This is a genomic window from Stappia sp. TSB10P1A (assembly GCF_900185725.1).
Classification (GTDB): domain Bacteria; phylum Pseudomonadota; class Alphaproteobacteria; order Rhizobiales; family Stappiaceae; genus Stappia.
Window position 1 is genome coordinate 180,950 of record NZ_FYAU01000035.1, and the last position, 24,384, is coordinate 205,333.

General features: G+C 67.3%; 19 protein-coding genes and 1 tRNA gene. 12 read left to right on the forward strand and 8 right to left on the reverse strand.

Annotated features, from left to right (window positions below):
- Positions 1-137: 137 nt before the first annotated feature.
- The 4 genes from TSB10P1A_RS18140 to TSB10P1A_RS18155 all read right to left on the reverse strand — a co-directional run bounded on the left by TSB10P1A_RS18140 (position 138) and on the right by TSB10P1A_RS18155 (position 7,671).
- On the reverse strand, positions 138-959 hold the full coding sequence (locus tag TSB10P1A_RS18140) for a response regulator (protein ID WP_186389346.1): 822 nt from the start codon (positions 957-959) through the stop codon (positions 138-140).
- Positions 956-2,560 (reverse strand): PAS-domain containing protein, encoded by a 1,605-nt coding sequence (locus TSB10P1A_RS18145; RefSeq protein ID WP_256376696.1) that lies wholly within the window; start codon positions 2,558-2,560, stop codon positions 956-958. Before TSB10P1A_RS18145 ends, TSB10P1A_RS18140 begins: the two co-directional genes overlap by 4 nt.
- A gap of 172 nt (positions 2,561-2,732) precedes the next feature.
- Positions 2,733-4,769: an EAL domain-containing protein gene (locus TSB10P1A_RS18150; RefSeq protein WP_186389348.1), complete on the reverse strand. Its 2,037-nt coding sequence runs from the start codon at positions 4,767-4,769 to the stop codon at positions 2,733-2,735.
- 1,864 nt (positions 4,770-6,633) lie between these two features.
- A complete protein-coding gene (locus tag TSB10P1A_RS18155) occupies positions 6,634-7,671 on the reverse strand; it encodes a GlxA family transcriptional regulator (RefSeq protein WP_186389349.1) in 1,038 nt (345 codons plus the stop codon).
- A 304-nt stretch (positions 7,672-7,975) separates the two neighbouring features.
- Here TSB10P1A_RS18155 and TSB10P1A_RS18160 point away from each other — a divergent pair.
- Positions 7,976-8,050 (forward strand) — tRNA-Val (locus TSB10P1A_RS18160).
- Positions 8,051-8,476: 426 nt separating this feature from the next.
- On the forward strand, positions 8,477-9,541 hold the full coding sequence (locus TSB10P1A_RS18165) for a GNAT family N-acetyltransferase (protein ID WP_186389350.1): 1,065 nt from the start codon (positions 8,477-8,479) through the stop codon (positions 9,539-9,541).
- A 53-nt stretch (positions 9,542-9,594) separates the two neighbouring features.
- Here the strand turns inward: TSB10P1A_RS18165 and TSB10P1A_RS18170 are convergent, their stop codons facing one another.
- Both TSB10P1A_RS18170 and TSB10P1A_RS18175 read right to left on the reverse strand, forming a co-directional pair.
- Positions 9,595-10,287 (reverse strand): HAD-IA family hydrolase, encoded by a 693-nt coding sequence (locus tag TSB10P1A_RS18170; protein WP_186389351.1) that lies wholly within the window; start codon positions 10,285-10,287, stop codon positions 9,595-9,597.
- 279 nt (positions 10,288-10,566) lie between these two features.
- Complete coding sequence (locus TSB10P1A_RS18175; RefSeq protein WP_186389352.1) at positions 10,567-11,223, reverse strand: alpha/beta hydrolase; 657 nt, start codon at positions 11,221-11,223, stop codon at positions 10,567-10,569.
- 380 nt (positions 11,224-11,603) lie between these two features.
- Between TSB10P1A_RS18175 and TSB10P1A_RS18180 the strand changes: the two genes are divergently transcribed.
- The 7 genes from TSB10P1A_RS18180 to TSB10P1A_RS18210 all read left to right on the forward strand — a co-directional run bounded on the left by TSB10P1A_RS18180 (position 11,604) and on the right by TSB10P1A_RS18210 (position 18,829).
- Entirely contained in the window at positions 11,604-12,782 is a 1,179-nt protein-coding gene (locus TSB10P1A_RS18180) for a cysteine desulfurase family protein (RefSeq protein ID WP_186389353.1), read from the forward strand.
- A gap of 202 nt (positions 12,783-12,984) precedes the next feature.
- Positions 12,985-14,457 carry a Fe-S cluster assembly protein SufB gene (gene sufB, locus TSB10P1A_RS18185; protein WP_186389354.1) on the forward strand — a complete coding sequence of 491 codons (1,473 nt, stop codon included), beginning with the start codon at positions 12,985-12,987 and terminating at the stop codon, positions 14,455-14,457.
- A 54-nt stretch (positions 14,458-14,511) separates the two neighbouring features.
- Positions 14,512-15,267, forward strand: a complete 756-nt coding sequence (sufC, locus tag TSB10P1A_RS18190) for a Fe-S cluster assembly ATPase SufC (RefSeq protein WP_186389355.1) — start codon at positions 14,512-14,514, stop codon at positions 15,265-15,267.
- Between the two features lie 17 nt (positions 15,268-15,284).
- Positions 15,285-16,610, forward strand: coding sequence for a Fe-S cluster assembly protein SufD (gene sufD, locus TSB10P1A_RS18195; RefSeq protein WP_186389356.1), 1,326 nt, complete (start codon positions 15,285-15,287; stop codon positions 16,608-16,610).
- A gap of 127 nt (positions 16,611-16,737) precedes the next feature.
- The gene (locus TSB10P1A_RS18200) at positions 16,738-17,985 is read left to right on the forward strand and encodes a cysteine desulfurase (protein WP_186389457.1); all 1,248 of its coding nucleotides are present in this window, start codon (positions 16,738-16,740) and stop codon (positions 17,983-17,985) included.
- Between the two features lie 7 nt (positions 17,986-17,992).
- Complete coding sequence (locus tag TSB10P1A_RS18205) at positions 17,993-18,379, forward strand: SUF system Fe-S cluster assembly protein (protein ID WP_186389357.1); 387 nt, start codon at positions 17,993-17,995, stop codon at positions 18,377-18,379.
- A gap of 78 nt (positions 18,380-18,457) precedes the next feature.
- Positions 18,458-18,829, forward strand: a complete 372-nt coding sequence (locus tag TSB10P1A_RS18210; RefSeq protein ID WP_186389358.1) for an iron-sulfur cluster assembly accessory protein — start codon at positions 18,458-18,460, stop codon at positions 18,827-18,829.
- Positions 18,830-19,236: 407 nt separating this feature from the next.
- Here TSB10P1A_RS18210 and TSB10P1A_RS18215 read toward each other — a convergent pair whose 3' ends face one another.
- Positions 19,237-20,445, reverse strand: a complete 1,209-nt coding sequence (locus TSB10P1A_RS18215; protein ID WP_186389359.1) for an aminotransferase class V-fold PLP-dependent enzyme — start codon at positions 20,443-20,445, stop codon at positions 19,237-19,239.
- Positions 20,446-20,524: 79 nt separating this feature from the next.
- Here TSB10P1A_RS18215 and TSB10P1A_RS18220 point away from each other — a divergent pair, with 79 nt between their 5' ends.
- On the forward strand, positions 20,525-21,124 hold the full coding sequence (locus tag TSB10P1A_RS18220) for a gamma-glutamylcyclotransferase (protein WP_186389360.1): 600 nt from the start codon (positions 20,525-20,527) through the stop codon (positions 21,122-21,124).
- Positions 21,125-21,142: 18 nt separating this feature from the next.
- Here TSB10P1A_RS18220 and TSB10P1A_RS18225 read toward each other — a convergent pair whose 3' ends face one another.
- Entirely contained in the window at positions 21,143-21,865 is a 723-nt protein-coding gene (locus tag TSB10P1A_RS18225) for a VIT1/CCC1 transporter family protein (protein WP_186389361.1), read from the reverse strand.
- A 296-nt stretch (positions 21,866-22,161) separates the two neighbouring features.
- Here TSB10P1A_RS18225 and TSB10P1A_RS18230 point away from each other — a divergent pair, with 296 nt between their 5' ends.
- Positions 22,162-23,547 carry a class II 3-deoxy-7-phosphoheptulonate synthase gene (locus tag TSB10P1A_RS18230; RefSeq protein ID WP_186389362.1) on the forward strand — a complete coding sequence of 462 codons (1,386 nt, stop codon included), beginning with the start codon at positions 22,162-22,164 and terminating at the stop codon, positions 23,545-23,547.
- A 114-nt stretch (positions 23,548-23,661) separates the two neighbouring features.
- Positions 23,662-24,306 (forward strand): response regulator, encoded by a 645-nt coding sequence (locus TSB10P1A_RS18235; RefSeq protein WP_208987135.1) that lies wholly within the window; start codon positions 23,662-23,664, stop codon positions 24,304-24,306.
- Positions 24,307-24,384 lie beyond the last annotated feature (78 nt).

Below are 24,384 nucleotides of genomic sequence, written 5' to 3' on the forward strand. Positions count from 1 at the left end.
CGGGCCCGCGCCTTTTTTCGTTTCGGGGGGGCCGCAAGGCCCGCGCCTTTTTCCGTTTTGGGGGCCGCAAGGCCCGCGCCTTTTCGTTTTGGGGGCCGCAAGGCCCGCGCCGCCATCGCCGCTCCACTGCGCCCCGGTCAGGCCGGCTGCAGGCGGTCCATCAGCAGCTTGAAGACATCGACGGGCCGGTACGGATAGTCGAGGAAGCCGTCGATGCCGGTCTCCATCAGGCCGGCGCGCAGCGAGTCGTTCATGCTGGCGGGCGCCAGCAGCACCATCTTGCCCTGCGGCGGGCGCACCCCCGTGCGGGTCATGTATTGCAGGAAAAAGTGGACGATCTTGCTGTAGACCAGCAGGACGATGTCCTGGCTGTCGAAGTTGTAGCTCTTGTGCTTCAGCTTGTCCTCCGGCACCAGGGTGATCTCGCAGCCCAGTTCCTCCAGCGCCGCGCGGATCGGCTCGATGACCTTCGGCAAGCCGCTGATGATGGCGACGCGCAGCGGGCCGCGCGACTGCCGGGTCTGGCGGATGGCCTGCTCGATCTGCATGAGCTGCGCCCGGTGCGCGCTGTTGATGCGGTCGACCTCCTTCAGCCGCGCCTCCACCGTTGCCAGCAGCATGTCGAAGTCGAGCGGCTTGGTCAGGTAGTCGTCGGCGCCGAGCTTCTTGCCCTTGATGATGTTCTCGCGCGTGGCAAGGGCGGTGAGGAAGATGAACGGCACGCGGATGAGCTGCGGCAGCTCCCTGCGGACGCAGGACAGGAGTTCCGGCCCGCTCATCACCGGCATCATCATGTCGCACAGGATCAGGTCCGGCGTCTGCCGTCGCAGGCAGTCCAGCGCCTCCTTGCCGTTGCCGGCGCCGAGCACCTCGTAGCCGGCGTCCTGAAGTTCCTCCTGCAGATCGTCCAGCAGCAGCGTCTCGTCCTCGACGCACAGGATCCTCGGCTTGCGGGTCATCTGACGGCCTCCTTTTCGGTGACGGTTCCGGCGCGGGCGGGGGTGCGGGGCAGGCGGATCTCGACGACCGTGCCGCTGCCCACCTCGCTGGTGACGGTCAATCGGCCGCGATGCTCGGACACGACCATGTCCGTCATGTGCAGGCCGATGCCGGTACCGGGAATGCCACTGGACGTGGACGCCCGGTAATAGCGGTTGAAGATCTTCGGGATCTCGTCGGCCGGAATGCCGAGGCCGTCATCCTCGAAGCGCAGGACGGCGAAGCGGCCCTCGGTGAAGCCGCGCACCCGCACCTCGCTGCGGCCGGGCGAATATTTGATGGCGTTGGACAGGATGTTGCCGACGCATTGCTCGATCAGCCGGCTGTCGATACTGGCGCTCTCCGGCAGCCGGTCGACATCGATGTCGATCCGGTGGGTGGCGCAAAGCCCCTGCTGGCGGCGGCAGATCTCCTCGATCATCTGGCGCAGCGGCGTGGCCTTGCGCTGGATCTCCAGCGTTCCCGACTGGTGCTTGGTGAAGTTGAGGAAGCGGTTGATCAGATATTGCATCCGGTCGACCGATTCCCGGATGTTGGTCAGGCGCTTGACCAGGGCGTCGGTGTCGGGCATCGGCTCGGGGACCAGCTCGACATAGCGGTCGAGCAGACGGCGCAGCCGCTGGGCGTTGCTGTCGATGATGGCGAGCGGAGTGCGGAACTCGTGCGAGGCCATCGACACGAACTCGCGCTGCATCTCGTTGATGTGCTGCTCGTTGCGCAGCATCTTGACCAGCTTGTCGGTGTGCTGCTGCAGCGTCCGGTGCTGGATCTTGTAGGTGGTGATGTCGGCGAAGCGGTAGATCAACGTGCCGTTGTTGCCCGTCGCACGGCGGCTGACGCGAAACCAGCTATCGCCGAAGGCGAACTCGCACGGGATCTCCGGATCGTCCTCCAGGCCCTCGAGGGCTTCGGCCAGGCCGGCCGGGCCGAGCCGCTGCATCACCTCGACGATATCGGCATTGGCGTCCTTCCAGGGGGTCTCGCTGGGGAACAGCCGGTCGAACGTGTCGTTGGTGAGCATGATGCGGCCGTTGTCGCTGACGACGACGAGGCCGTCATTGACGGCATTGATCGTGCTGACCAGGAGGTCGCGCCCGCGCCGCAACTCGGCGGTGCGTTCCTCCAGCCGCTCCTCCAGGATGTCGCGCGCCTCGGCGACGGCGTCGTTCCGCCGCCGCGCCTCGGTGACGTCGGTGTAGATCGTCACGAAGCCGCCGTCGGCCATCGGCGTGCCCTGGACCCTGAGCACCGTCCCGTCGGGGCGCCGGCGCTCGAAGTCGAACATCTCCCGGCTGAGGGCCAGGGCAAGGCGCTGGCGCACATGCTCCTCGGGGTCGCCGGGACCGTATTCGCCGCGCTGCGCGACGAAGCGCAGGACTTCTTCCAGATCGGGGGTGCTCTCGATCAGCTCCTGCGGCAGGTCGAGCAGCCGGCAGGCCGTCTCGTTGACCAGAACCAGGCGCAGTTGCGGGTCCATCACGGTGATCCCCTGATGCATCGTCGCCAGGAGATGCCGGAGTACGGCGCTTTCGGAGCTTCCCTTCCGGATGAAATGACGCAAGTGACAGCCTCATCGTCGAGTTGGTCCTTCCCGAAATACAGTCTGAACAAAACTCGCGGTGATTCTAAGCGGAAACCGTCATCTGGCTTAACAATGTCTTTTTGTTCCCTAGGGGAAATACTGAGTTTCATTAGGCTCCTACGCCGGCCGTTCGGGCCGCCGCGGTCCCTCCTCAGCGGGGCGGCAGCGAGGGGCGCAGCGCGACCGCCTCGGCCGCCGCGAGCGTGTTTGCTTCCAGTCTCCCGGCGAAGGCGAGGGCCTCCTCGAGCGGCATCGCCCTTGCGTAGAACCAGCCCTGGATGATGTCGACGCCGCAGGCGGTGACGAGGTCGGCCTGGTCCTGCGTCTCGACGCCTTCGGCGACCACCTTGTAGCCGAGGTCGTGGCACAGGCTGGTGAGCTTGCGGTAGACGATGCGGCCGCGCTCGTCGGCGGCGCTGAGCAGCAGCGAGCGGTCGAACTTGACGGTGCCGACCGGCAGGTCCGCCAGCAGGTTGAAGTTGGAGTGGCCGGCGCCGAAATCGTCGATGGCGACGCTGAGGCCGGCATCGGCGAGACGCTGCAGGTTGTCGACGATCGCCGGATCGTTGCGCAGGCCCCGCTCGATGATCTCGAAGCTGACCGGCATGCCGGTGAAGGCGCGCACCAGCCAGTCGACCGCGGCGCCGTCGGCGATCGTGTCGGGATGCAGGTTGATGCAGAGCACCATGTCGCGATCCGTCTGCAGCAGCACGGGCAGGTCCTGCAGCACCTGGCGGCAGACCCAGCGGTCGATCAGATGGGCAAAGCCGGCGTTTTCCAGCGTTTCCAGGAAATACGGGCCGACGAAGCCGCGCCCCTCGACCCAGACGCGCAGCAGCGCCTCGAAGCCGATGCAGGCACCGGTGCGTGCGTCGATCTCCGGCTGGTAATGCAGGGCGAGCTGGTTCTCGCGCACGAAGTCGACGGCGTCGCGGGCGGCCTCGCTGTTGCGCAGCAGCGTCGATTGCTGGTCGAGCACGGTGCGGCCGTGCTGGCGGCGCAGATGGTCGTCGAAATCGGCGCCGTCATTGAGCAGTGCCTGGTCCTGGACGCCGCCGCGGGCCCGTCCGTAGCGCAGCACGAAGGGCGCGTAGAGCAGGGTGCTCATCGCCAGCAGGCCCATCTGCAGCAGCACCGTCCAGGCCTCGCCGGTCTGCAGGTAGACGTTGAGGAACAGCGGCGTCACCCAGGGAACCTCGGCCGAAAAGGCGGTGAGGCCGATCTGGGTGATCGCGGTCATGGCGACGACCTGGCAGGCGATCGGCACCAGCACGAAGGGCGGCAGCAGGCGCAGGTTCAGCACGATCGGCAGGCCGAAGACCAGCACTTCCGAAATGTTGAACAGCGTGAAGGGCAGGGCGACGAGGGCGATCGAGCGCATGTGCGGGTGGCGCGAGAACAGCAGGATGGCCAGCGCCAGGCCGAGAGTGGTGCCCGATCCGCCGAGATTGACGAACGAGGTCATGAACATGTCGCGCGTCAGGCCGCCGACGATCTCGGCCGAGCCGAAGTCCGGCGGCACGGCGAGATAGGCGAGGTTGGTGCCGTGCAGGCCGAAGAACCAGATGGCCTGCGAGCCGGCGAGATAGAGCGTCAGCGCCAGTTCCGAACCGAAGCCGAGAAAGCTCGGAGCGAGCCAGCCATAGGCGATGGCCGCCGCCTCGTGCAGCAGGTTCAGGAGGCCGAGCGTGGCGATGAAGCCGATCAGCGCCGGCAGCGCCATGTTGAGCGCGTTCTGGAGGTTGTAGCTCAGCGCGCCGTGCTGGAGGCGCGGGAATGGCAGCCGGGCGCAGGCGCGCAGCATCAGCAGCGCCAGCAGCGGCGCGACCACCGCGTTGAGGGAGGCAAGGGCCGTGGCCTGCGGATTGCTGATCCCGGTGGTGCCGTAGCTGTCGAAGAAGAACACGGCGAGCGCCAGAGCCGCGCCGGTCACCCGGTCGATCCTGAACAGGATGGAGAGCTGGTAGGCCACCGAGATCGCCAGCACCACCGGCATGGCGATGTCGAGCACATTGGTGACCTCGGCCAGCGTCTCCGACGGCAGGAAGGGGATGGCGAGGCCGCTATACAGGAGCGCGAAATCGATCAGCCGCAGCGCCGAGATCAGGACGATGATGGGCACCAGCGCGATGAACGCTTCCTGCAGCGAGAACCGTATATTTTCGGCGAAACCGAGAAACGATTTCATCATTCGGCGTCCATTTCCCGCTGCGGACCCGATCTTGCGGTCCAGCCAACTCGGCAGCGAGCCTAAACAGCCAATCGTTAATGCGTTCTGCATGACCGCCGGCTGGCTGCCGTTCTTCACTGCTTCCTCCGGTGCCGGTGGGGGGGCGTGTCGCTCCGTCCGCGTCCTACCTGCGAGGGTGGGCGCGTGCCCGCCGTTCCGCCATGCGCGCCTGCCTCTCCCGGCGTCTGCCTCTCCCGGCGTCTTCCCGGACGAGGCCGAAGGCCGACGATCCGGGACCGGAGAGCCACGAACGTTCGTGGGGATGGCCGGGAGCGTTTCGGGCAGGCCCTCGGCTCGCCGGTCCCGGCTCGGCGCGCCGTCCGGGAGGACGCGGGGAGGGGCTGTGCCGGAGGATGAAGGGGGTCAGGAACGGACACGGCAAGCGCCGTCAGGCGGATGTGAGACGGAAGGCGTTCGCTCCATTCCACGGCTGTCATACCTGCGAAGGCAGGTATCCAGTATCCGCTGGGGCTGCATGATTGTGCGAGGGCAGCAGCCTCCGACCGCCTGGCGGTAGCGCCGAAGCTTGAGCCTCGCGACCTGTGGTTACTGGGTCCCGGTCTTCGGCAAGCCGAAACCGGGACGACAGGCCGAGTGTGGGGCTAGTGCGGGCGTGTCCTCGCCGCCTCTCTGGCAGCCAATAGACCCCGGCTCTCCGGCTTCGCCTGCGGCCGGGGTGACATCCGTGGGTTGGGTGACCGGCGCGTGCTTGCGCGCGACCGGGGGAGACCTCCGAGATGGGGCGAGGTCGCGCCTCATTCTCAGGCCGTCATCCCGGCCGCGCGCAGCGCAGCGCCGGGACCCATTGGCGCCCTCAGCGGACATTTGTCGCACATGCCTCTCTTCTAGCGTCTTCCCGGACGAGGCCGAAGGCCGACGATCCGGGACCGGAGAGCCACGAACGTTCTTGGGGAGGGCCGGGAGCGTTTCGGGCAGGCCCTCGGCTCGCCGGTCCCGGCTCGGCGCTGACGCGCCGTCCGGGAGGACGCGGGGAGGGGCTGTGCCGGAGGATGAAGGGGGGCAGGAACGGACACGGCAAGCGCCGTCAGGCGGATGTGAGACGGAAGGCGTTCGCTCCATTCCACGGCTGTCATACCTGCGAAGGCAGGTATCCAGTATCCGCTGGGGCTGGTGGTGGCGTGACGGCGGCAGCCTCCGACCGCCCGGCGGCAGCGCCGAAGCTTGAGCCTCGCGACCTGTGGTTACTGGGTCCCGGTCTTCGGCAAGCCGAAACCGGGACGACAGGCCGAGTGTGGGGCTAGTGCGGGCGCGTCCTCGCCGCCGCTCTGGCAGCCAATAGACCCCGGCTCTCCGGCTTCGCCTGCGGCCGGGGTGACATCCGTGGGTTGGGTGACCGGCGCGTGCTTGCGCGCGACCGGGGGAGACCTCCGAGATGGGGCGAGGTCGCGCCTCATTCTCAGGCCGTCATCCCGGCCGCGCGCAGCGCAGCGCCGGGATCCATTGGCGCCCTCAGCGGATATTTGTCGCACATGCCTCTCCCCGCGTCTTCCCGGACGAGGCCGAAGGCCGACGATCCGGGACCGGAGAGCCACGAACGTTCGTGGGGAGGGCCGGGAGTGCTGCCGAAAGGCTCTCGGCTCGCCGGTCCCGGGTCGCGGCTGCGCCTTGCCCGGGATGACGAAAAGAGAGGGCGCGCGGGCGGACGAAACGCGAAGGCGGCGCGCGGGATGACGAACGCGAGGGCGCGCGGGAGGACGCACGGAGACGGACGAGCGCGGGAGGACGCAAAAGGAGGGCGGCGCGTCCCGCGCGCCGATGCGTGGCCGCCGCCCCTTTGCTCGTCCCGCCCGTCGCGGGCGGGTCAGTGCGAGGTGACCAGTCGCGCCCGGCCGGCCATGCGGGCGCTCTGCTTGCGCCCGCCCTGCGCCCAGAAATAGGACTGGCGCTCCTCCGTCGGAGTGCAGTTGTAGCGCTCCCGGTAACACTTGGTGAAATGCGAGGTGGAGGCGAAGCCGCAGGCGATGGCGACGTCGAGCACCGGCCGGTTGGTGCGCCGCAGCAGGTCGCGCGCCGTCTCCAGCCGCAGCTTGAGATAATACTGGCCGGGCGTGCAGTCGAAATGGCGGCGGAACAGCCGCTCCAACTGGCGCGGGCTGAGGTTGACCGTCATCGCCAGTTGCTGGCAGGACAGCGGATCCTCGATATGCAGGTCCATGATGCGGATGGCGTCGAGGATCTTGACGTTGGAAATGCCGGTGCGGCTTTCCAGATCGTGGCGCTGCGCGCTCTCGCCCGAGCGCATGTTCTGATAGAGCGCCACCTCCGCCACTTCATGCGCCAGATAGGCGCCGTGCTGGATGGCGATGACGCGCAGCATCATGTCGAGCGCGGCCATGCCGCCGGCGCAGGTGATGCAGTTGCGGTCGATGGCGAAGAGGTCGCCCGAGACCTCGATCTCGGGAAACTCCTCGCGGAAGGAGCGCAGGTTCTCCCAGTGGATCGTACAGCGGCGGCCGTCGAGAAGATGGTAGCGGGCGAGCACATAGGAGCCGGTGCAGACCGCGCCATAGGTGCGCCCGCGCGCGTTCAGCTTGCGCAGCCGCGTCCCCAGTTCCTTGGGCAGCGGCACGCGCTCCACGTCGACGCCGGAACAGATCAAGGTGATGTCGGCGTCCTCAAGGTCGTTGATCGACCCCTGGACCGAGAGATGGCAGCCGTTGCTGGCCTGCACCGGGTTGCCGTCCACCGAATAGGTCTTCCAGGAATAGAACTCCTGGCCGAGCACCCGGTTGGCGATGCGGATCGGCTCGATCGTCGAGGTGAAGGCGATCAGCGAGAACTGATCCAGAAGGATAAGGGCCACCGTCTGCTGTTCGGTGGAGGTGGTCTGATCTGCCATGCGCACTGTGCCCGGGCTGCGAGGGGCTGACCCCTAGTCCAATGGAAGGTTTTTGCTTCTATTTGCGGGCAGTTTGTGAGTAGCCGTCAATCTTGTCAAATAAAAACGGCGGCGAATACATGTATGGCGAAATTATGCCGGCAGACATGAAATAAAGCGGGGCGGGGTCAACAAAACGTCATGGCGATGCGCGGGTGCGACATGCTGCCGGCGTCGGGCATGGGGAAAATCCACAGGCGTCCAAATTCCGCCTTGCGCAAGCCGGCCCGCTCCTTTAGATACCCCTCACCAGCCGACAGGCCATGGGCGATTAGCTCAGCGGGAGAGCGTTCCGTTCACACCGGAAAGGTCACTGGTTCAATCCCAGTATCGCCCACCATTCCTTCCCGCATTTTGGTCCTTCCCACAGTCTGCTGCTTCCCGCAGCCTGGCTGTTTCCGCCGTGTGGTCCTTCCCGCAGTTTGGACCTTCCCGCAGCCCGGCCGTTTCGGCCGTCCTCCGGCGCTCGCGGGCGTCCTGTCCTTCATCGTTTTCGCGACCAGCCTTGCGGCTGCGGTCTCAACGCGCAGTCTTCCGCGATCGGGCAGACGGTGCCTGCGTCATTGTGCGCCGCGCGGCCGCATTTGCGAATGGTTTACTTCATCGGCATTTTTTTAGGCCGCAGGGCGTTTTTGGTCCCGGAATAAAGTCTCGTTCAAGGCCCTGCCGGCATAGTCGCCGGAAACAGAGGGCGGTTTTGCGAATGCACGGACATATCGTCAGAAGCAGTATGGTGCGCAGCGCGACACAACAGTGCAGTCGGCCGATGGAACGACGGGACGTGGCCGGCGTCGCGGCGATTTTCGCGAGCGCCTTTCGCAACGGCCGGCAGGCGCCGGGGCTGGAGGCCTATCTGGAGGCGCTGTGCTTCGGCAGCCCGCATCTGTCGTCCGACAACGGCAGCCGGGTGTTCGAGGACGAGAGCGGCACCGTCCGCGCGGCAATCCTGTCGGTGCCGATGCGTTTTCGCGTCGAGGGCCAATTGGTGACGGCGCGGCTCCTGTGCAACTTCATGGCCTCCGGCGAGGCGGGGTCGCGCGGGGCGGCCAGCCTCTCCCGCTATTTTCGCGGCAAGCGGCACGATTTCCTGTTCTCGGATACGGCCGTCGAGACCAGTTCCCACCACTGGCGGGCCGCCGGGGGGCATGTGCTGCCGATCCAGAGCCTGGAGTGGCGCCGCCTGTTCCGGCCGCTGGCCGCCGAGGTGCCGCGCCTGCACCGCGCCCTGCGGAGCAGGGCGGGGCAGATCGCGCTGGCGCCGCTCCGACTGCTCGATGCGGGCCTGCGCCGCCGCCACAGGCGCCTTGTCGCCAGAATGCCGGAGGGCCTTGCCGTTGAGGCCGTCGGCCCGGCGCGCTTCCTGTTCGAGGCCCGGCCGATGCTGGGGCGGTTCAGCGTCCGTCCCGACTGGGATCCGGCGGAGTTCGCCTGGCTGATGCGGATGGTGGAGAGCAATCCGGGCCTTGGAGCGCTGCGCTTCTGTCTGGTGACCGATGCCGGCGGCGCGATCATCGGCGCCGCCGCCTATTGCGGCAGCGGGCGCGGGCGGGCGACCGTGCTCAACCTCCTGTGTCTCGAAGGGCGGGAGCGCGAGAGCGTCGCGGCGCTGCTGGCCGATCTCGACCGGCAGGGATATGCAGAGGCCCGCGGCATGACGCAGCCCTTCCTGATGCCGGCGCTGCAGGCGATGGCTCACGTAACGTTCCGCCATCGCGGCTTTTTCTGCGTTGCCGGCCGGCTGCCGGCTTTGCACCGGGCGGTGGAACAGGAGCTGCTCTATGCGGAAGGCCTGTCGTCCGAAAGCTGGTCGCGCCTGCTCACCGATTTCTGACGGGAGCGGCACCAGTCCGGCACCAGTCCGGCGCCCGGTCCTGGGCTCGGGGTTCAGCCGACGGCGAGGTCGAGGCCGATGCCGATCCGGTCGAGGGCGGAGCGCAATTCGTCGAAATGGTCGATGACCGCGTCGGGCGAAAGCTCGCGCACCGGCACGGCGGTGTAGCCGAAGGTGACGGCGACCACCGGAATGCCGGCGGCGCGGGCTGCGTCGATGTCGGCCCGGCTGTCGCCGATCATCACCGAGCCGGCAAGCCGCGCGCCGGCGCGCTCGATCGCGCCGAGCACCGGCATGGCGTCGGGCTTCGACCGCGCGAAGGTGTCGCCGCCGACCAGCGCGTCGAACAGGTCCAGCATTTTCAGATGCTCCAGAAGCTGGCGGGCGATCGGCTCGGACTTGTTGGTGCACACGGCCAGCCGCCAGCCTTCGGCGCGGAAGGCGACCAGCAGATCCAGGATGCCGGGAAAGGGCAGGCTGAGGCCGGCGATGTCGGCCCGGTAGAGCGCGATGAAGCGCAGAAACAGCCGCTCGATCTCGGCCGGATCGGGGTCGGCGATGCCGTTCTCCAGCAGCGCCTTGGCGAGCAGCGGCCGGGCGCCGACGCCATAGAGGTGTCCGAACGTATCGAGACCGACTTCTCCGAGGCCCTCCTCGCGCATCACCCCGTTGACCGCGGCGGCAAGGTCGTGGCGGGTGTCGACCAGGGTGCCGTCGAGATCGAAGACGAGGGCGGGCGAGGGCATGGGCGGCTCCTGGAGGCTGCGACGGCTGTTCGGGGGCTTATACCCGCGCCGCTTGCCCGTGGGGAAGGGGGATAACGGGGCGGCGTCGCGGCGGCCCGGCGGCGACAGGCGCACAGGGCGCCCTCCGGCCGGGCCCTGTGCCTTTGCGCGAGTGTCGCAAGATTCGGCCGTTTTGAGACGGGATTTTGCAAAATCCGTCGCAAATTCTGGGGCGCGCCCCGAAAGCGAAACGCCGGCCAAGGCGGCCGGCGTTTCAAGGGTTTGGCTTGTTTTTGAGGCTCAGGCCATCTCGCTGGTGACGCCGAGGCGCTTGTCGAGATAGGCGCCGCACTCGGCCATCAGCTCTTCCATATGGTTCTCGAAGAAGTGGTTGGCGCCCGGAATCACCTTGTGATCGATGACGATGCCCTTCTGCGTCTTGAGCTTGTCGACCAGGGTCTGGACGTCCTTCGACGGCACCACCTTGTCGGCATCGCCATGGACGATCAGGCCGGAGGAGGGGCAGGGGGCCAGGAACGAGAAATCATGCAGGTTGGCCGGCGGAGCGGCGGAAATGAAGCCTTCCACCTCCGGCCGGCGCATCAGGAGCTGCATGCCGATCCAGGCGCCGAAGGAGAAGCCGGCGATCCAGCAGGAGCGCGCGTCCGGATGCACCGTCTGCACCCAGTCGAGGGCGGCCGCCGCATCCGAAAGCTCGCCCTGGCCATGGTCGAAGGAGCCCTGGCTGCGCCCGACGCCGCGGAAGTTGAACCGCAGCACGGCGAAGCCGCGCTTCGCGAACATGTAGTAGAGCTGATAGACGATCTGGTTGTTCATCGTCCCGCCGAACTGCGGATGCAGGTGCAGGATCAGGGCGATGGGGGCCGTCCGCGATTTCGCCGGCTGAAAGCGGCCTTCGATCCGGCCGGCCGGACCGTTGAAAATCACTTCAGGCATGGACCACCTCGTTCATGGGGCATTCGTTCCTTAACTTTTCTTGCCGTTCGCCGGGCCGCGCGGGGTTGCGAAGCTCAGGGCAATTGCGTAGTCCGACTTGACTCGGCTGGCCCTGGTTCCTACAACTTCTTTAGAATCGTTCGAAAGTTGACGGCGGAGGCCGCGTCTCGTCCGGTTCACGTCGGCGGCCCGGTCGACCAGTCGTGTCGATCTGTCCGTCCGGCCAGCGTGGTATATAGGGATGTCTTAAACCGATCTCCACGCGGAATTGCAAGAATTGCATCGCGCAAGATGACAGCCGGGTCGGTTTTTTTGTCGGACGGACGGTCCGGCGGAGCAGTTTTGGGCGGCGTGTTTTCGGCGCAGACGGTACGAGGGTCATGACGTCAGGGGCCGGCATCTATCTCGATCACAATGCAGGCGCGCCATTGCGCCCGCAGGTGGCCGAGCTTGTCTGCCGGGTGCTGACCCAGACCGGCAACGCCTCGTCGGTGCATGGGCCGGGCCGGCGGGCGCGCGGCACGATCGAGACGGCGCGGGCGCAGGTCGCCCGGCTGTGCGGCGTGCCGGGCGCGCAGGTCACCTTTACCAGCGGCGCCACCGAGGCGAACGTGACGGCGCTGTCGCCGGTCTGGAAGGACGGGCGCGGCGAGCGGCGGTTCACCCGGCTGCTGGTGGCGGCGAGCGAGCATCCCTCGGTCGCGGCCGGCGGACGCTTTCCGGCCGAGGCGCGCGAGAGCGTCCCGGTCGACGGCGAGGGCCTCGTCGATGTCGCGGCGCTGAGCGCGCGCGTCGGCGAACTGACGGCGGCGGGCGAGAGCCTGCTGGTGGCGGTGATGGCGGCCAACAACGAGACCGGCGTGCTGCAGCCGCTGGGCGAGATTTCGTCGGCGCTCAAGGGCAGCGGCGCGGTGCTGCATGTGGACGGCGTGCAGGCGGCCGGCCGCATCGCCATCGACATGGAGGCCTGGGGCGCCGACAGCCTGGCGCTGTCGGCCCACAAGATCGGCGGCCCGCAGGGCGCGGGCGCGCTGGTGGTGCGCAGGGCAGGGTTGCACCCGGCCCCCTTGCTCACCGGCGGCGGACAGGAAAACTGGCGCCGCGCGGGCACGGAGAATGTCGCGGCGATCGCCGGTTTCGGCCTTGCGGCGGAACTGGCGGCGGCGGAACTGGTTGGATGGGACGAAATTACGGCCCTTCGGGATGGCATGGAGCGGCAGCTTCGCCATATATGGGCCGACACAGTGGTTTTCGGCGCCGGCGCACCGCGGCTCGGCAACACGAGTTGCTTCGCGGTGCCGGGCGTGGCGGCGGAGACCGCGCTGATCGCCCTCGATCTGGAGGGCATCGCGGTGTCGTCCGGCTCCGCCTGCTCCAGCGGCAAGGTCGGTGTCTCGCCGGTGCTGTCGGCGATGGGCGTGGAGCGGGATCTGGCGCGCGGCGCCATCCGGGTCAGCCTCGGGCGCAACACCGCGCCGGATGAGATCGAGATGTTTCTTGCCGCATGGCGGCGGATATCGGGACGGATCAGGCAGACAGGCGCGGGCCGCGCCGCCTGACGGGATCCGGACCACACGAGCGATAAGGGGCGCGGCCTGCGCCCCGTCACGACCCGGACGCGGCTCGGCTGCGTCCAGCAAGACCCGGACGTGGCGTTGGCCGCGTCCAGAACGGAAGAATGACCGGGAGCGGCCGGCGGCCGCGCCCATCACATAGTGCGACAACCCGCGGTCCTTGACACCGCAGTGGATGGAGACACGCATGGCTGCAGTTCAGGAGACGATCGACCGTGTCCGGTCGATCGACGTCGATCAATACAAGTACGGTTTCATCACCGACATCGAGTCCGAAAAGGCTCCCAAGGGACTCAACGAAGACATCATCCGCTTCATCTCGGCCAAGAAGAACGAGCCGGAGTGGATGCTGGAATGGCGGCTGGAGGCCTATCGGCGCTGGCTGACCATGACCGAGCCGACCTGGGCCCGCGTCGAGTACCCGAAGATCGACTTCAACGACATCTATTACTACGCCGCGCCGAAGTCCGCGCCGGGGCCGAAGAGCCTCGACGAGGTCGACCCGGAATTGCTGAGGACCTATGAGAAGCTGGGTATCCCCTTGCGCGAGCAGGAGATTCTGGCCGGCGTCGAGCCGAAGAGCCGGGTTGCGGTGGATGCGGTGTTCGACAGCGTGTCGGTGGTCACCACCTTCAAGGAAGAGCTGAAGAAGGCCGGCGTCATCTTCTGCTCGATTTCCGAGGCGCTGCGCGAGCACCCCGAACTGGTGCGCAAGTATATCGGCTCCGTGGTGCCGGTTACCGACAACTTCTACGCGACGCTGAATTCGGCGGTCTTCACCGACGGCTCGTTCGTCTACGTGCCGGAGGGCGTGCGCTGCCCGATGGAGCTGTCGACCTATTTCCGCATCAACGAGAAGAACACCGGCCAGTTCGAACGCACGCTGATCATCGCCGAGAAGGGCGCCTATGTCTCCTATCTGGAGGGCTGCACGGCGCCGCAGCGCGACGAGAACCAGTTGCACGCGGCGGTGGTCGAGCTGATCGCCCTGGACGATGCCGAGATCAAGTATTCGACCGTCCAGAACTGGTTTCCGGGCGACAAGGAAGGCAAGGGCGGCATCTACAACTTCGTCACCAAGCGTGGCGATTGCCGTGGCAAGAACTCCAAGATCTCCTGGACCCAGGTCGAGACCGGGTCGGCGATCACCTGGAAGTATCCGTCCTGCATCCTGCGCGGCGACAATTCGCGCGGCGAGTTCTACTCGATCGCGGTGTCGAACGGCTATCAGCAGATCGACAGCGGCACCAAGATGATCCATCTCGGCAAGAACACGTCGAGCCGCATCATCTCCAAGGGCATCTCGGCCGGCAAGTCGCAGAACACCTATCGCGGCCTCGTCTCGGCGCATCGCAAGGCGTCGAACGCGCGCAACTTCACGCAGTGCGACAGCCTGCTGATCGGCCAGGATTGCGGCGCCCACACGGTGCCCTATATCGAGTCGAAGAACGCGACGGCCGTGTTCGAACACGAGGCGACCACCTCGAAGATCTCCGACGACCAGATGTTCTACTGCCAGCAGCGGGGGCTCTCCGACGAGGAAGCGGTGGCGTTGATCGTCAACGGCTTCGTCAAGGACGTGATCCAGCAACTGCCGATGGAGTTCGCCGTCGAGGCGCAGAAGCTGATCTCCATCTCGCTCGAAGGCTCGGTCGGCTAACGCCGGCCGACCGCCTCGCATACCGAACATCCTGAAAGACCGACGGATACCAAAATGCTTGAGATCAAGAACCTGCACGCCCGCATCGCCGAAGACGGCACCGAGATCCTGCGCGGCATCGACCTTGTCGTGAAGCCGGGAGAAGTGCACGCCATCATGGGCCCGAACGGCTCCGGCAAGTCGACGCTGTCCTATATCCTCGCCGGCAAGGACGACTACGAGGTGACCGAAGGCGACATCGTCTACAACGGCCAGAGCCTCCTGGACCTGGCGCCGGACGAGCGCGCCGCCGCCGGCGTCTTCCTCGCCTTCCAGTACCCGATCGAGATCCCGGGCGTGGCGACGATGACCTTCCTGAAGACGGCGCTCAACGCGCAGCGCAAGGCGCGCGGCGAGGACGAGCTGTCGACGCCCGAGTTCATGAAGCGGGTCAAGGAGAAGTCGGCCGAACTGCAGATCACCATGGACATGCTGAAGCGGCCGCTGAATGTCGGCTTCTCCGGCGGCGAGAAGAAGCGCGCCGAGATCCTGCAGATGGCCCTGCTGCAGCCCTCGCTCTGCGTGCTCGACGAGACCGATAGCGGCCTCGACATCGACGCGCTGAAGGTGGTGTCGGACGGCGTCAACCGCCTGCGCGGGCCTGATCGCTCCTTCGTGGTGATCACCCACTACCAGCGCCTGCTCGACCACATCGTGCCGGACGTGGTGCATGTCCTGTCGAAGGGGCGCATCGTCAAGACCGGCGGCCCGGAGCTGGCGCTGGAACTGGAGCAGAAGGGCTACGCCGACTTTGTCGACGCGGCCGCGTGAGAGGTCAGGAACACGAGATGACCATCGAACCACGCACCCTGGAGACCAGGGCCGAAACCGACCTGGCCGAGGCCTATTACCGCGACCGCGACGCTCTGCCGGGCGGAGTGGCGGTCGCCGGGATCCGCAAGTCGGCCTTCGACGCCTTCCGCAGGAGCGGGCTGCCGCATCGCCGGGTCGAGGAGTGGAAGTACTCCGACTTGCGCGCGAGGCTGAAGAGCGTTCCGGCCTTCGCCGCGCGCCGCAGCGACGATGACGCCAAGGCGGCGCTCGCCGCGCTCGACGACGTCTATGGCGCGGCCGACCGCTACCGGCTCGTCATCGTCGACGGCCATTTCCATGCCGGCCTCTCCGACGTTGCCGCGCTGGCCGAGGCCGGCGTGCGCGTGTGCCCGCTCGCCGAGGCGCTTGTCGAGGAGGGCGAGAGCCTGATGCGCCTGCCGCAGATCGCCGCCGGCGATGCGGCGACGGGCCTCAACGCCGTCTTCTGCGCCGACGGCCTCGTGCTGTCGCTGCCGGAAGGCAATTCGCTCGACAAGCCGGTCGAGATCGTCCACGCGCTGTCGGCGAGCGCCGTCTCGACCAGCGAGCGGGTGATCGTGGCGGCCGCCAAGGGTGCCAGGGCGACCGTGCTGGAGACCTTCGTCGGCGGGGCGGAAGGGAGCTTCTCCAACACGCTGACCGACATTCGCGCCGGCGACGAGGCGGAGGTGACCGTCGCCCGCCTGCAGGCGGAGGCGGCCGGCACCACCCATGTCGGCAGTGCCGTGGTGACGCTCGGAGCCGAAACCAAGGTGAAGCTGATCGGCGCCGGCATCGGCGCGGGCTTTGCCCGGCATCAGTCCTTCATCGCCTTCACCGGCGAGGGGTCGCGCGCCGACCTGCTCGGCATCACCATGGTGCGGGCCGGCCAGCACGTCGACCAGACGCTGGTGGTGGACCATGCGGTGCCGCATTGCGACAGCCGCGAGCTGTTCAAGACCGTGGTCGGAGACGGTGCCAAGGGCATCTTCCAGGGCAAGATCATCGTCCGCCCGCATGCGCAGAAGACCGACGGCCAGATGATGACCCAGTCGCTGCTGCTGTCGGACGACGCGGAGATGTCGTTGAAGCCGGAGCTGGAGATTTTCGCCGACGACGTGCAGTGCGCGCATGGCGCAACGAGTGGCCAGATCGACGAGGATCTGCTGTTCTACCTGCGCTCGCGCGGCATTCCGGAGGCCGAGGCCCGCACGCTGCTGGTGCTCGCCTTCCTGTCGGAAGCGGTCGAGGAGATCGGCGAGGAGATCGTCGTGGAGGCCTTCGAGGAGCGTATCCGCGCATGGCTGGCCGCCGGGGCGTAAGCCCTGGCCCGGCGTGCTTCCGGGGCACAGGGCCCCGACGCAAAGGCTTCCGGGGCGCAAAGCCCCGGCAGCACCGTACAGGCCGGGGCAGGCGCCCCGGCGAAGCGGGAGAACGCAGATGACGTCGATGCCCGATCCCGGTGCCGTTGCAAGCGCCCCCTATGACGTGATGGCTGTGCGCCGCGACTTTCCGATCCTGTCGCGCCAGGTCTATGGCAAGCCGCTCGTCTATCTCGACAATGGCGCCTCGGCCCAGAAGCCGCAGGCGGTGATCGACGCGGTGACGAAGGCGTATTCGCACGAATACGCCAATGTCCATCGCGGGCTGCACTACCTGTCGAACACGGCGACCGAGAATTTCGAGGCCGCGCGCGAGACCGTGCGCCGGTTCCTCAATGCGCCGTCGGTGGACGAGGTGATCTTCACCCGCTCGACCACCGAGGCGATCAACCTGGTCGCCCAGACCTTCGGCGTGGAGCGGATCGGGGCGGGCGACGAGATCGTGCTATCGATCATGGAGCACCACTCCAACATCGTGCCTTGGCACTTCCTGCGGGAACGGCAGGGCGCGGTGCTGAAATGGGTCTATGTGCGCGAGGACGGCTCGTTCGACCTTGAGGCCTTCGAGGCGGCCTTGTCGCCGAAGACCAAGCTGGTGGCGATCACCCAGATGTCGAACGTGCTCGGCACCGTGGTGCCGATCCGTGACCTGTGCCGCATCGCCCATGCGCGCGGCATTCCGGTGCTGGTCGACGGCAGCCAGTCGGCGGTGCACATGCCGGTCGATGTGCAGGACCTCGGCTGCGACTTCTTCGTCTTCACCGGCCACAAGGTCTACGGCCCGACCGGCATCGGCGTGCTGTGGGGCAGGATGGAGCACCTGGAGCGGATGCGTCCGTTCAACGGCGGCGGCGAGATGATCCTCGACGTCACCGAGGAGATGGTGACCTACAACAGCCCGCCGCACCGCTTCGAGGCCGGAACGCCGCCGATCGTGCAGGCGATCGGCCTTGCCGCCGCGCTCGACTACATGGACGGGCTCGGACGCGAGCGGATCGCCGCGCATGAGGCGGCGCTGCGCGACTATGCGCAGGAGCGGCTGAAGCAGATCAACTCGATCCGCATCTTCGGCGAGGCGCCGGGCAAGGGCGCCATCATCGCCTTCGAGATGAAGGGGGTGCATGCTCATGACGTGTCGATGGTCATCGACCGCGAGGGCGTCGCCGTGCGGGCAGGCACACACTGCGCGCAGCCACTGCTGGCGCGCTACGGCGTGACCTCAACCTGCCGGGCGAGCTTCGGCCTCTACAACACGTTCGACGAGGTCGACAGGTTGGTCGAGGCGTTGCAGAAGGCCCACGACTTTTTCGCATGAGGGCGAGATGATCGAAGACCAACTGATCCAGGACGAGGACGCCCAGGCCGAGATTTCGGCGACCGGCTCCGCCTTTTCCGAAGACGAGCTGAAGCGCCTGACCGACGACATCGTCGGGGCGCTGAAGACCGTCTACGACCCGGAAATTCCCTGTGATATCTATGAGCTGGGCCTGATCTACAAGGTCGACATCGAGGACGACCGCTCGGTCGCCATCGACATGACGCTGACCGCGCCGGGCTGCCCGGTCGCCGGCGAGATGCCGGGCTGGGTGGAGAACGCCGTCAGCGCGGTTCCGGGCGTCGGCGACGTCAACGTGCAGATGGTGTTCGATCCGCCGTGGACGCCCGAGCGCATGTCGGAAGAGGCCAAGGTGGCGCTCAACTGGTATTGAGCGCCGCTCGGCCCTATATTGACGGCTAACGCGGAGGCTTCGGGCCCCGCCAAACGCTAGTAGAACCGGGGAACGGATATGGCTTCCAGATTCCAGGTCCTGAAACTGACGGACGCCGCCGCCGAGCGCGTGCGCGAGATCATCGACAATTCGGCCAGGCCCGTTCTCGGCCTGCGCGTCGGGATCAAGAAGGGCGGCTGCGCCGGCATGGAATACGACATGAGCCTCGTCGAGGAGGCAAAGCCGGGCGACGACGTGATCGACGACAAGGGCGTCAGGATCTTCATCGAACCGTCGGCGGCGCTGTTCCTGCTCGGCACGGAGATGGATCACGAGGTGACGAAGTTCCGCTCCGGCTTCGTGTTCCGCAATCCCAACGAGGTTTCCGCCTGCGGCTGCGGCGAATCCGTCTCGCTGAAAGAGGCCGACGCTGAGGCGTTCGGGGCCTGAAAGTAAGCCTTGCGCTTGCATTCCCGGCCGCGATGCCGAACGGCCCAAAAGCACGGCGCCGGAGGGCGGGCATGAACCTCTCCTTGCGTCCTCCCGGACGGCGCGTAGTGCCGAGCCGGGAACCAGAGGTACCCTCAGCGAGCGTTTGTCGCACATACCTTCGCCTGCGTCTTCCCGGACGAGGCCGAAGGCCGACGATCCGGGACCGGAGAGCCACGGCGCCAGTGGTGTCCTTCCGGAGCGCGGCCGACAGGCCCTCGGCTCGCCGGCCCCGGCTCGCGCTTCGCTTGGCCGGGGTGACGAAAGAGAGGCTTGCGTGCAGGAGGACGCGGGGAGGGGTGGTCGGAGCCGCGCCTCCGTCCGCCGGGGCCTGGGCGCCACCTCTCCGTAAACCCTGACTGACCTTCTCAGCCCTCCCGCAGTGCCTTCAGCAGGGTCTCGATCTCCACTTCCGTGTTGTAGGCGTGCAGCGAGGCGCGCAGGACCGCGTCGAGACCGCGACGCGGCAGGTCGATGCGCGCGGAGGAGGCCGTGGAGACGGAGGTGTTGATGCCGGCAGCCGTGAGACGGGCCTTCGTCGCGGCCGGGGCCTCGCCCGCCACCGTCAGCGTGACGATGCCGCAGCGGCGCGTGCCGCGGTCATGCACGGCGACGCCGGGGAGCTTCACGAGTTCCTCTCGCAGCAGGGCGGCAAGGGCGCAGATGCGGTCCTCCAGCCGCTGCGCGCCCACTTCCAGCGCATAGCGCACGGCGACGCCGAGGCCGATCTGGCCGGCGAAATAGCGCTCCCAGTTCTCGAAGCGGCGCGCGCCGTCGACGAGGCGGTAGCTCGCCGCGTCGAGCCACTCGGCCGATTCCAGATCGATGAAGGCGGGCTCGAGCTGGTCGAGCACGGCATCCGAGACATAGAGGAAGCCGGTGCCGCGCGGCCCGCGCAGATACTTGCGCCCGGTGCCGGAGAGCATGTGGCAGCCGATGCGCGTCACGTCGAGCGCGATCTGGCCGGCGGACTGGCAGGCATCCAGCAGATAGAGCAGCCCATGGCGGCGGGCGATGGCGCCGACCTCCTCGGCCGGATTGACCAGCCCGCCGAAGGTCGGGACATGGGTGAGGGCGATCAGCCGGGTCTTCGGGGTGATCGCCGCCTCCAGCGCCTTCAGGTCGATCTGGCCGGTCTCATCGTCGTCGATCAGGTCGATCTCGATGCCGGCGCGGGCCTTCATCTGCAACAGCGCCACATAGTTGGAGACATATTCGGCGCGGCCGGTGATCACCCGGTCGCCGGGGCGGAACGGGATCGAGTAGAAGGCCATGTCCCAGGCGCGGGTGGCATTCTCCACATAGGCGATCTCGTGCGGGGCAGCGCCCAGCAGCGCGGCAACGGCCGGATAGAAGTCGGCGACCATGGACGCCGCCCGGTCGGCGGCCTCATAGCCGCCGATCTCCGCCTCCAGATCGAGATGCGCCTTGACGGCGGCAAGGACCGGGGCGGGCGGCAGGCTGGCGCCGGCGTTGTTGAAATGAACGAGCCGGCTGGCGGCCGGCGTGTCGATCCGCAGACGCGCGGTATCGGCGTCGGTCCAGCCATGGGATTGCACATAGGGAAGGGTGGTCATCGGCCGGGCGATCCTTTAGGCAGAAGGGAGAGGCGCGCGGGGGGAGCCGCGGGGGCGGTGCGCCACGGGAACGAAACGCATGACCATCACGTATTTCGGTTACGGATCGCTCGTCAACACCCGGACGCTGGGTCCGCAGGCGCGGGCGGAGGCCGGAACGCTCGCAGGCTGGCGGCGCGAGTGGCGCGCCTGGTGGCGCCCAGTAGGGGCGGAAAACCTGCCGAAGGTGTGTACGCTGACCGTGCGCCGGGCGGAGGATACGACGATCCGCGGCGTGATGGTGAGCGAGCCGGCCGAGCGGCTTGCCGAGCTCGACGCGCGCGAGCGGCGCTATCGCCGGATCGACGGCATCGGCCCGTCCTTCCGCCGCGACGGCGACGGGGCGAGCGGCGCGGCGGGGGCCTTCCTCTACGAGGCGGACAGCGAGATCCGCCGTCCCGGCGACGACGATCATCCGATCCTGCAGAGCTATGTCGACTGCGTGCTCGCCGGCTTTCACGCCTTCTGGGGCGAGGAGGGCGTGCGTCACTTCATCGAGACGACGGACGGCTGGGACGCGCCGATGCTGGCCGACCGGGCGGCGCCGCGCTATCCGCGCGCACAGCAGATCGAGCCGGACCTGCTCGGGCTGTTCGACCGGCTGCTGGCCCAGACCGGCCTGCGCCGCATCGCCGTCTGAGGCGGGTCGCAGGGCCGCTCAGGTCAGCAGCCGCTCCAGGAAAAAGCCGATCGCCCAGGCGAGGGCGGCAGCGCCAAGGCCGATGGCGAGCGTCTCCGCGCCCGAGCGCAGCCAGCCCTGCGTCGACCAGATCGACTTGGCCGAACCGATGGCGAAGAAGACCGCGCCGGTCGCCACCACGGCGGCGGTGGCGGAGGCCTCCAGTCCGGCGAGGAAGGGGACGAGCGGAACCGCGCCGCACAGCACGAAGGCGGAGAAGGTGGCAAGCGCGGCGCGCAAGGGATCGCGCAGGCCCCCGGAAACGCCATGTTCCTCGGCGAGCATGGTCTCGACCCAGACGGCGCGGCGGGAGGTGATGAGCTCGGTCATCTGCTCCAGTTCGGCGCCGTCATAGCCCTTGCCGCGGAAGATCTGGCGGATTTCCTCGCGCTCGCCGTCCGGCACCTTGTCGATATGGCGCTCTTCCATCGCCTTGAGCCGGCGGTAGTCGTCGTGTTCGGCCTTGGTCCCGGAATAGTTGGCGGCGGCCATGGAGAAGCCGTCGGCGATCAGGTTGGCGACGCCGAGGATCAGCACGACGCGGGCCGAAAGGTTCGCGCCGACGCTGCCGGCGACGATTGCGAAGGTGGTGATGGCGCCGTCGATGCCGCCATAGATCCAGTCGCGCAGGTAGCTGATGCGCGGGCCGCGGGCAAGGCGCGCCGCGATGGCGGCGGCGGAGTGATCGTGTTCGAGTGGCATCCGGCTGGCTCTCCTGCGGGTGGCTGGCAGGTCGTGGCTTGCTGATCCTTGCAGAGAGTTTCAGGTCGCGCGCTCGCGGGCAATGCGCAAAAGCGCGGTGCGGCGTTGTGGCAGGCGCCCGCGACGTTATCTGTGGCCTCGTCTCGCCGGCGCGTGTATAACGCCCGGCACCTGCCGTCCGCGCGACATCCGTTTGGCATGGCGAGCGGACGGACGAGGCAAACGAAACACGCAACCGGAGCGGATGCCTGCTGGCACAAGATCTTGCCGAAGGTCTTTTACACGGAGTTGGAGCAATGGCGCAGAACTGGACACCGGATAGCTGGCGGTCGAAGCCGATCGTGCAGGTGCCCGAGTATCGCGACGCGGACGCGCTCGCGGAAGTGGAGCGCCGCCTGTCCGACTTTCCGCCGCTCGTTTTTGCAGGTGAGGCGAGAAAGCTGAAGGCCCAGCTCGCCGAAGTGGCCGAAGGACGCGGTTTCCTGCTGCAGGGCGGCGATTGCGCGGAGAGCTTTGCGGAGCATCACGCGGATCATATCCGCGACTTCTTCCGCGTCTTCCTGCAGATGGCCGTCGTGCTCACCTATGCCTCGGCGCAGCCGGTGGTGAAGGTCGGCCGCATCGCCGGCCAGTTCGCCAAGCCGCGCTCCGCGCCGATGGAGAAGCAGGGCGACGTGGAGCTGCCGAGCTACCGCGGCGACATCGTCAACGACATCGCCTTCACGCCGGAGACCCGCGAGCCGGATCCGCAGCGCCAGGTCATGGCCTATCGCCAGTCGGCCGCGACGCTGAACCTCTTGCGTGCCTTCGCGCAGGGCGGCTTCGCCAATCTCGACCATGTGCACCGCTGGATGCTGTCCTTCGTCAAGGACAGCCCGCAGAGCCACCGCTATCAGGCGCTGGCCGACCGCATCTCCGAGAGCCTGGAGTTCATGCGGGCCTGCGGCATCGATCCGGACAGTGCGCCGCAACTGCGCTCGACGGATTTCTTCACCAGCCACGAGGCGCTGCTGCTCGGCTACGAGCAGGCGATGACCCGCGTCGACAGCACCTCCGGCGACTGGTACGCCACCTCCGGCCACATGCTGTGGATCGGCGACCGCACCCGCCAGCCGGACCATGCGCATGTGGAGTTCTTCCGCGGCATCAAGAACCCGATCGGGCTGAAGTGCGGCCCGAGCCTGAAGGCCGACGAGTTGCTGGGCCTGATCGACATGCTGAACCCGGCCAACGAGGCCGGCCGGCTGACGCTGATCTGCCGCTTCGGCGCCGACAAGGTGTTCGAGCACCTGCCGCAGCTCGTGCGCGCGGTCGAGCGCGAGGGCAGGAAGGTGGTGTGGTCCTGCGATCCCATGCATGGCAACACGGTCACCGCCGGTGGCTACAAGACGCGGCCGTTCGAGCGGATCATGCGCGAGGTCGAGGCCTTCTTCGCCGTGCACCGGGCGGAAGGCACCTATGCCGGCGGCATCCATGTGGAGATGACCGGCAAGAACGTCACCGAGTGCACGGGCGGGGCCCGGGCGCTGACGGCGGAGGATCTCGCCGACCGCTACCACACCTATTGCGATCCGCGGCTCAATGCCGAGCAGGCGATCGAGCTTGCCTTTATGGTGGCCGAGAACGTCCGCAAGGAGCGCGATCAGCGGAGCAATCCGGAGCGCGAGGCGGCCATCGCCTGACTGTAGCCGGCCCGTGAAGCCGAGGTAACGATACCCGCCGCCGGTTTGCAGCCGGCGGCGGTTTCGTTTCCCACCCTTGGTAGTTTTTCGGAAACATGTCCTGAGGTAAGGGTCATGCGCGCCGCGCCGGACATTTCACGGCGGGGTTGCACCGGAAAAACTTACGTAAGGAAATTTTTCCGTATTTCGCATATTTTTAAGTATGGGCGCATCGGGAGGGGACCGAGCGGCATGGTTTTAGATCTTTCAGCAGTGTCGGTGCTCGTCATCGACGACAATTCGCATATGCGCAGCCTGTTTCGGGCGATCCTTGGCGGCTTCGGTGTGCGCCGCATCTTTGATGCGGTGGATGGAGCGGAAGGGTTCGCGACAACTGTGGACAGGAAACCGGACGTCGTCATCTGCGACTGGGTAATGTCTCCGTTGAGCGGTGCCGAGTTTCTGGCGCTCCTGCGCGCGGACGCCGACATGGGCGTGGCGACCACCCCGGTGATCCTGGCGAGTGCCGACGCGCGCAAGCCGGTGGTGCTGGAGGCGGTCGACCTTGGCATCCACGAGTTTCTGGCAAAGCCGCTGGCGCCGGCCATGCTGTACCACCGCTTGCAGCGGGTGCTGACCGAGCACCGTCCGTTCCTGCGCAGCGGCGGGCGGTTGCGGCCGGCACCGCGCGGCTGCATGCGGGCGTCGGCACGGCCGTCTCCGGCCGTCGCGGCAGCGGCCCTGGCGACACCGGCGGCGCGCAACACCTATTTTCTCTGAGCCTGCCGGTCGCTTGCGAACTTGGCCGCGGCGTGTGTTCTCGCCGATTGCGCAGGCGCAAGGGCCGGGCTACACCGT

Coding starts and splice junctions, on each gene's coding strand:
- TSB10P1A_RS18220 (WP_186389360.1), top strand. CDS start 20,525: ATGACCATCACGTATTTCGGTTACGGATCGCTCGTCAACACCCGGACG.
- TSB10P1A_RS18155 (WP_186389349.1), bottom strand. CDS start 7,671: ATGGCAGATCAGACCACCTCCACCGAACAGCAGACGGTGGCCCTTATC.
- TSB10P1A_RS18140 (WP_186389346.1), bottom strand. CDS start 959: ATGACCCGCAAGCCGAGGATCCTGTGCGTCGAGGACGAGACGCTGCTG.
- TSB10P1A_RS18170 (WP_186389351.1), bottom strand. CDS start 10,287: ATGCCCTCGCCCGCCCTCGTCTTCGATCTCGACGGCACCCTGGTCGAC.
- sufC (WP_186389355.1), top strand. CDS start 14,512: ATGCTTGAGATCAAGAACCTGCACGCCCGCATCGCCGAAGACGGCACC.
- TSB10P1A_RS18230 (WP_186389362.1), top strand. CDS start 22,162: ATGGCGCAGAACTGGACACCGGATAGCTGGCGGTCGAAGCCGATCGTG.
- TSB10P1A_RS18235 (WP_208987135.1), top strand. CDS start 23,662: ATGCGCGCCGCGCCGGACATTTCACGGCGGGGTTGCACCGGAAAAACT.
- sufD (WP_186389356.1), top strand. CDS start 15,285: ATGACCATCGAACCACGCACCCTGGAGACCAGGGCCGAAACCGACCTG.
- sufB (WP_186389354.1), top strand. CDS start 12,985: ATGGCTGCAGTTCAGGAGACGATCGACCGTGTCCGGTCGATCGACGTC.
- TSB10P1A_RS18165 (WP_186389350.1), top strand. CDS start 8,477: ATGGAACGACGGGACGTGGCCGGCGTCGCGGCGATTTTCGCGAGCGCC.
- TSB10P1A_RS18200 (WP_186389457.1), top strand. CDS start 16,738: ATGCCCGATCCCGGTGCCGTTGCAAGCGCCCCCTATGACGTGATGGCT.
- TSB10P1A_RS18150 (WP_186389348.1), bottom strand. CDS start 4,769: ATGAAATCGTTTCTCGGTTTCGCCGAAAATATACGGTTCTCGCTGCAG.
- TSB10P1A_RS18205 (WP_186389357.1), top strand. CDS start 17,993: ATGATCGAAGACCAACTGATCCAGGACGAGGACGCCCAGGCCGAGATT.
- TSB10P1A_RS18175 (WP_186389352.1), bottom strand. CDS start 11,223: ATGCCTGAAGTGATTTTCAACGGTCCGGCCGGCCGGATCGAAGGCCGC.
- TSB10P1A_RS18225 (WP_186389361.1), bottom strand. CDS start 21,865: ATGCCACTCGAACACGATCACTCCGCCGCCGCCATCGCGGCGCGCCTT.
- TSB10P1A_RS18180 (WP_186389353.1), top strand. CDS start 11,604: ATGACGTCAGGGGCCGGCATCTATCTCGATCACAATGCAGGCGCGCCA.
- TSB10P1A_RS18210 (WP_186389358.1), top strand. CDS start 18,458: ATGGCTTCCAGATTCCAGGTCCTGAAACTGACGGACGCCGCCGCCGAG.
- TSB10P1A_RS18215 (WP_186389359.1), bottom strand. CDS start 20,445: ATGACCACCCTTCCCTATGTGCAATCCCATGGCTGGACCGACGCCGAT.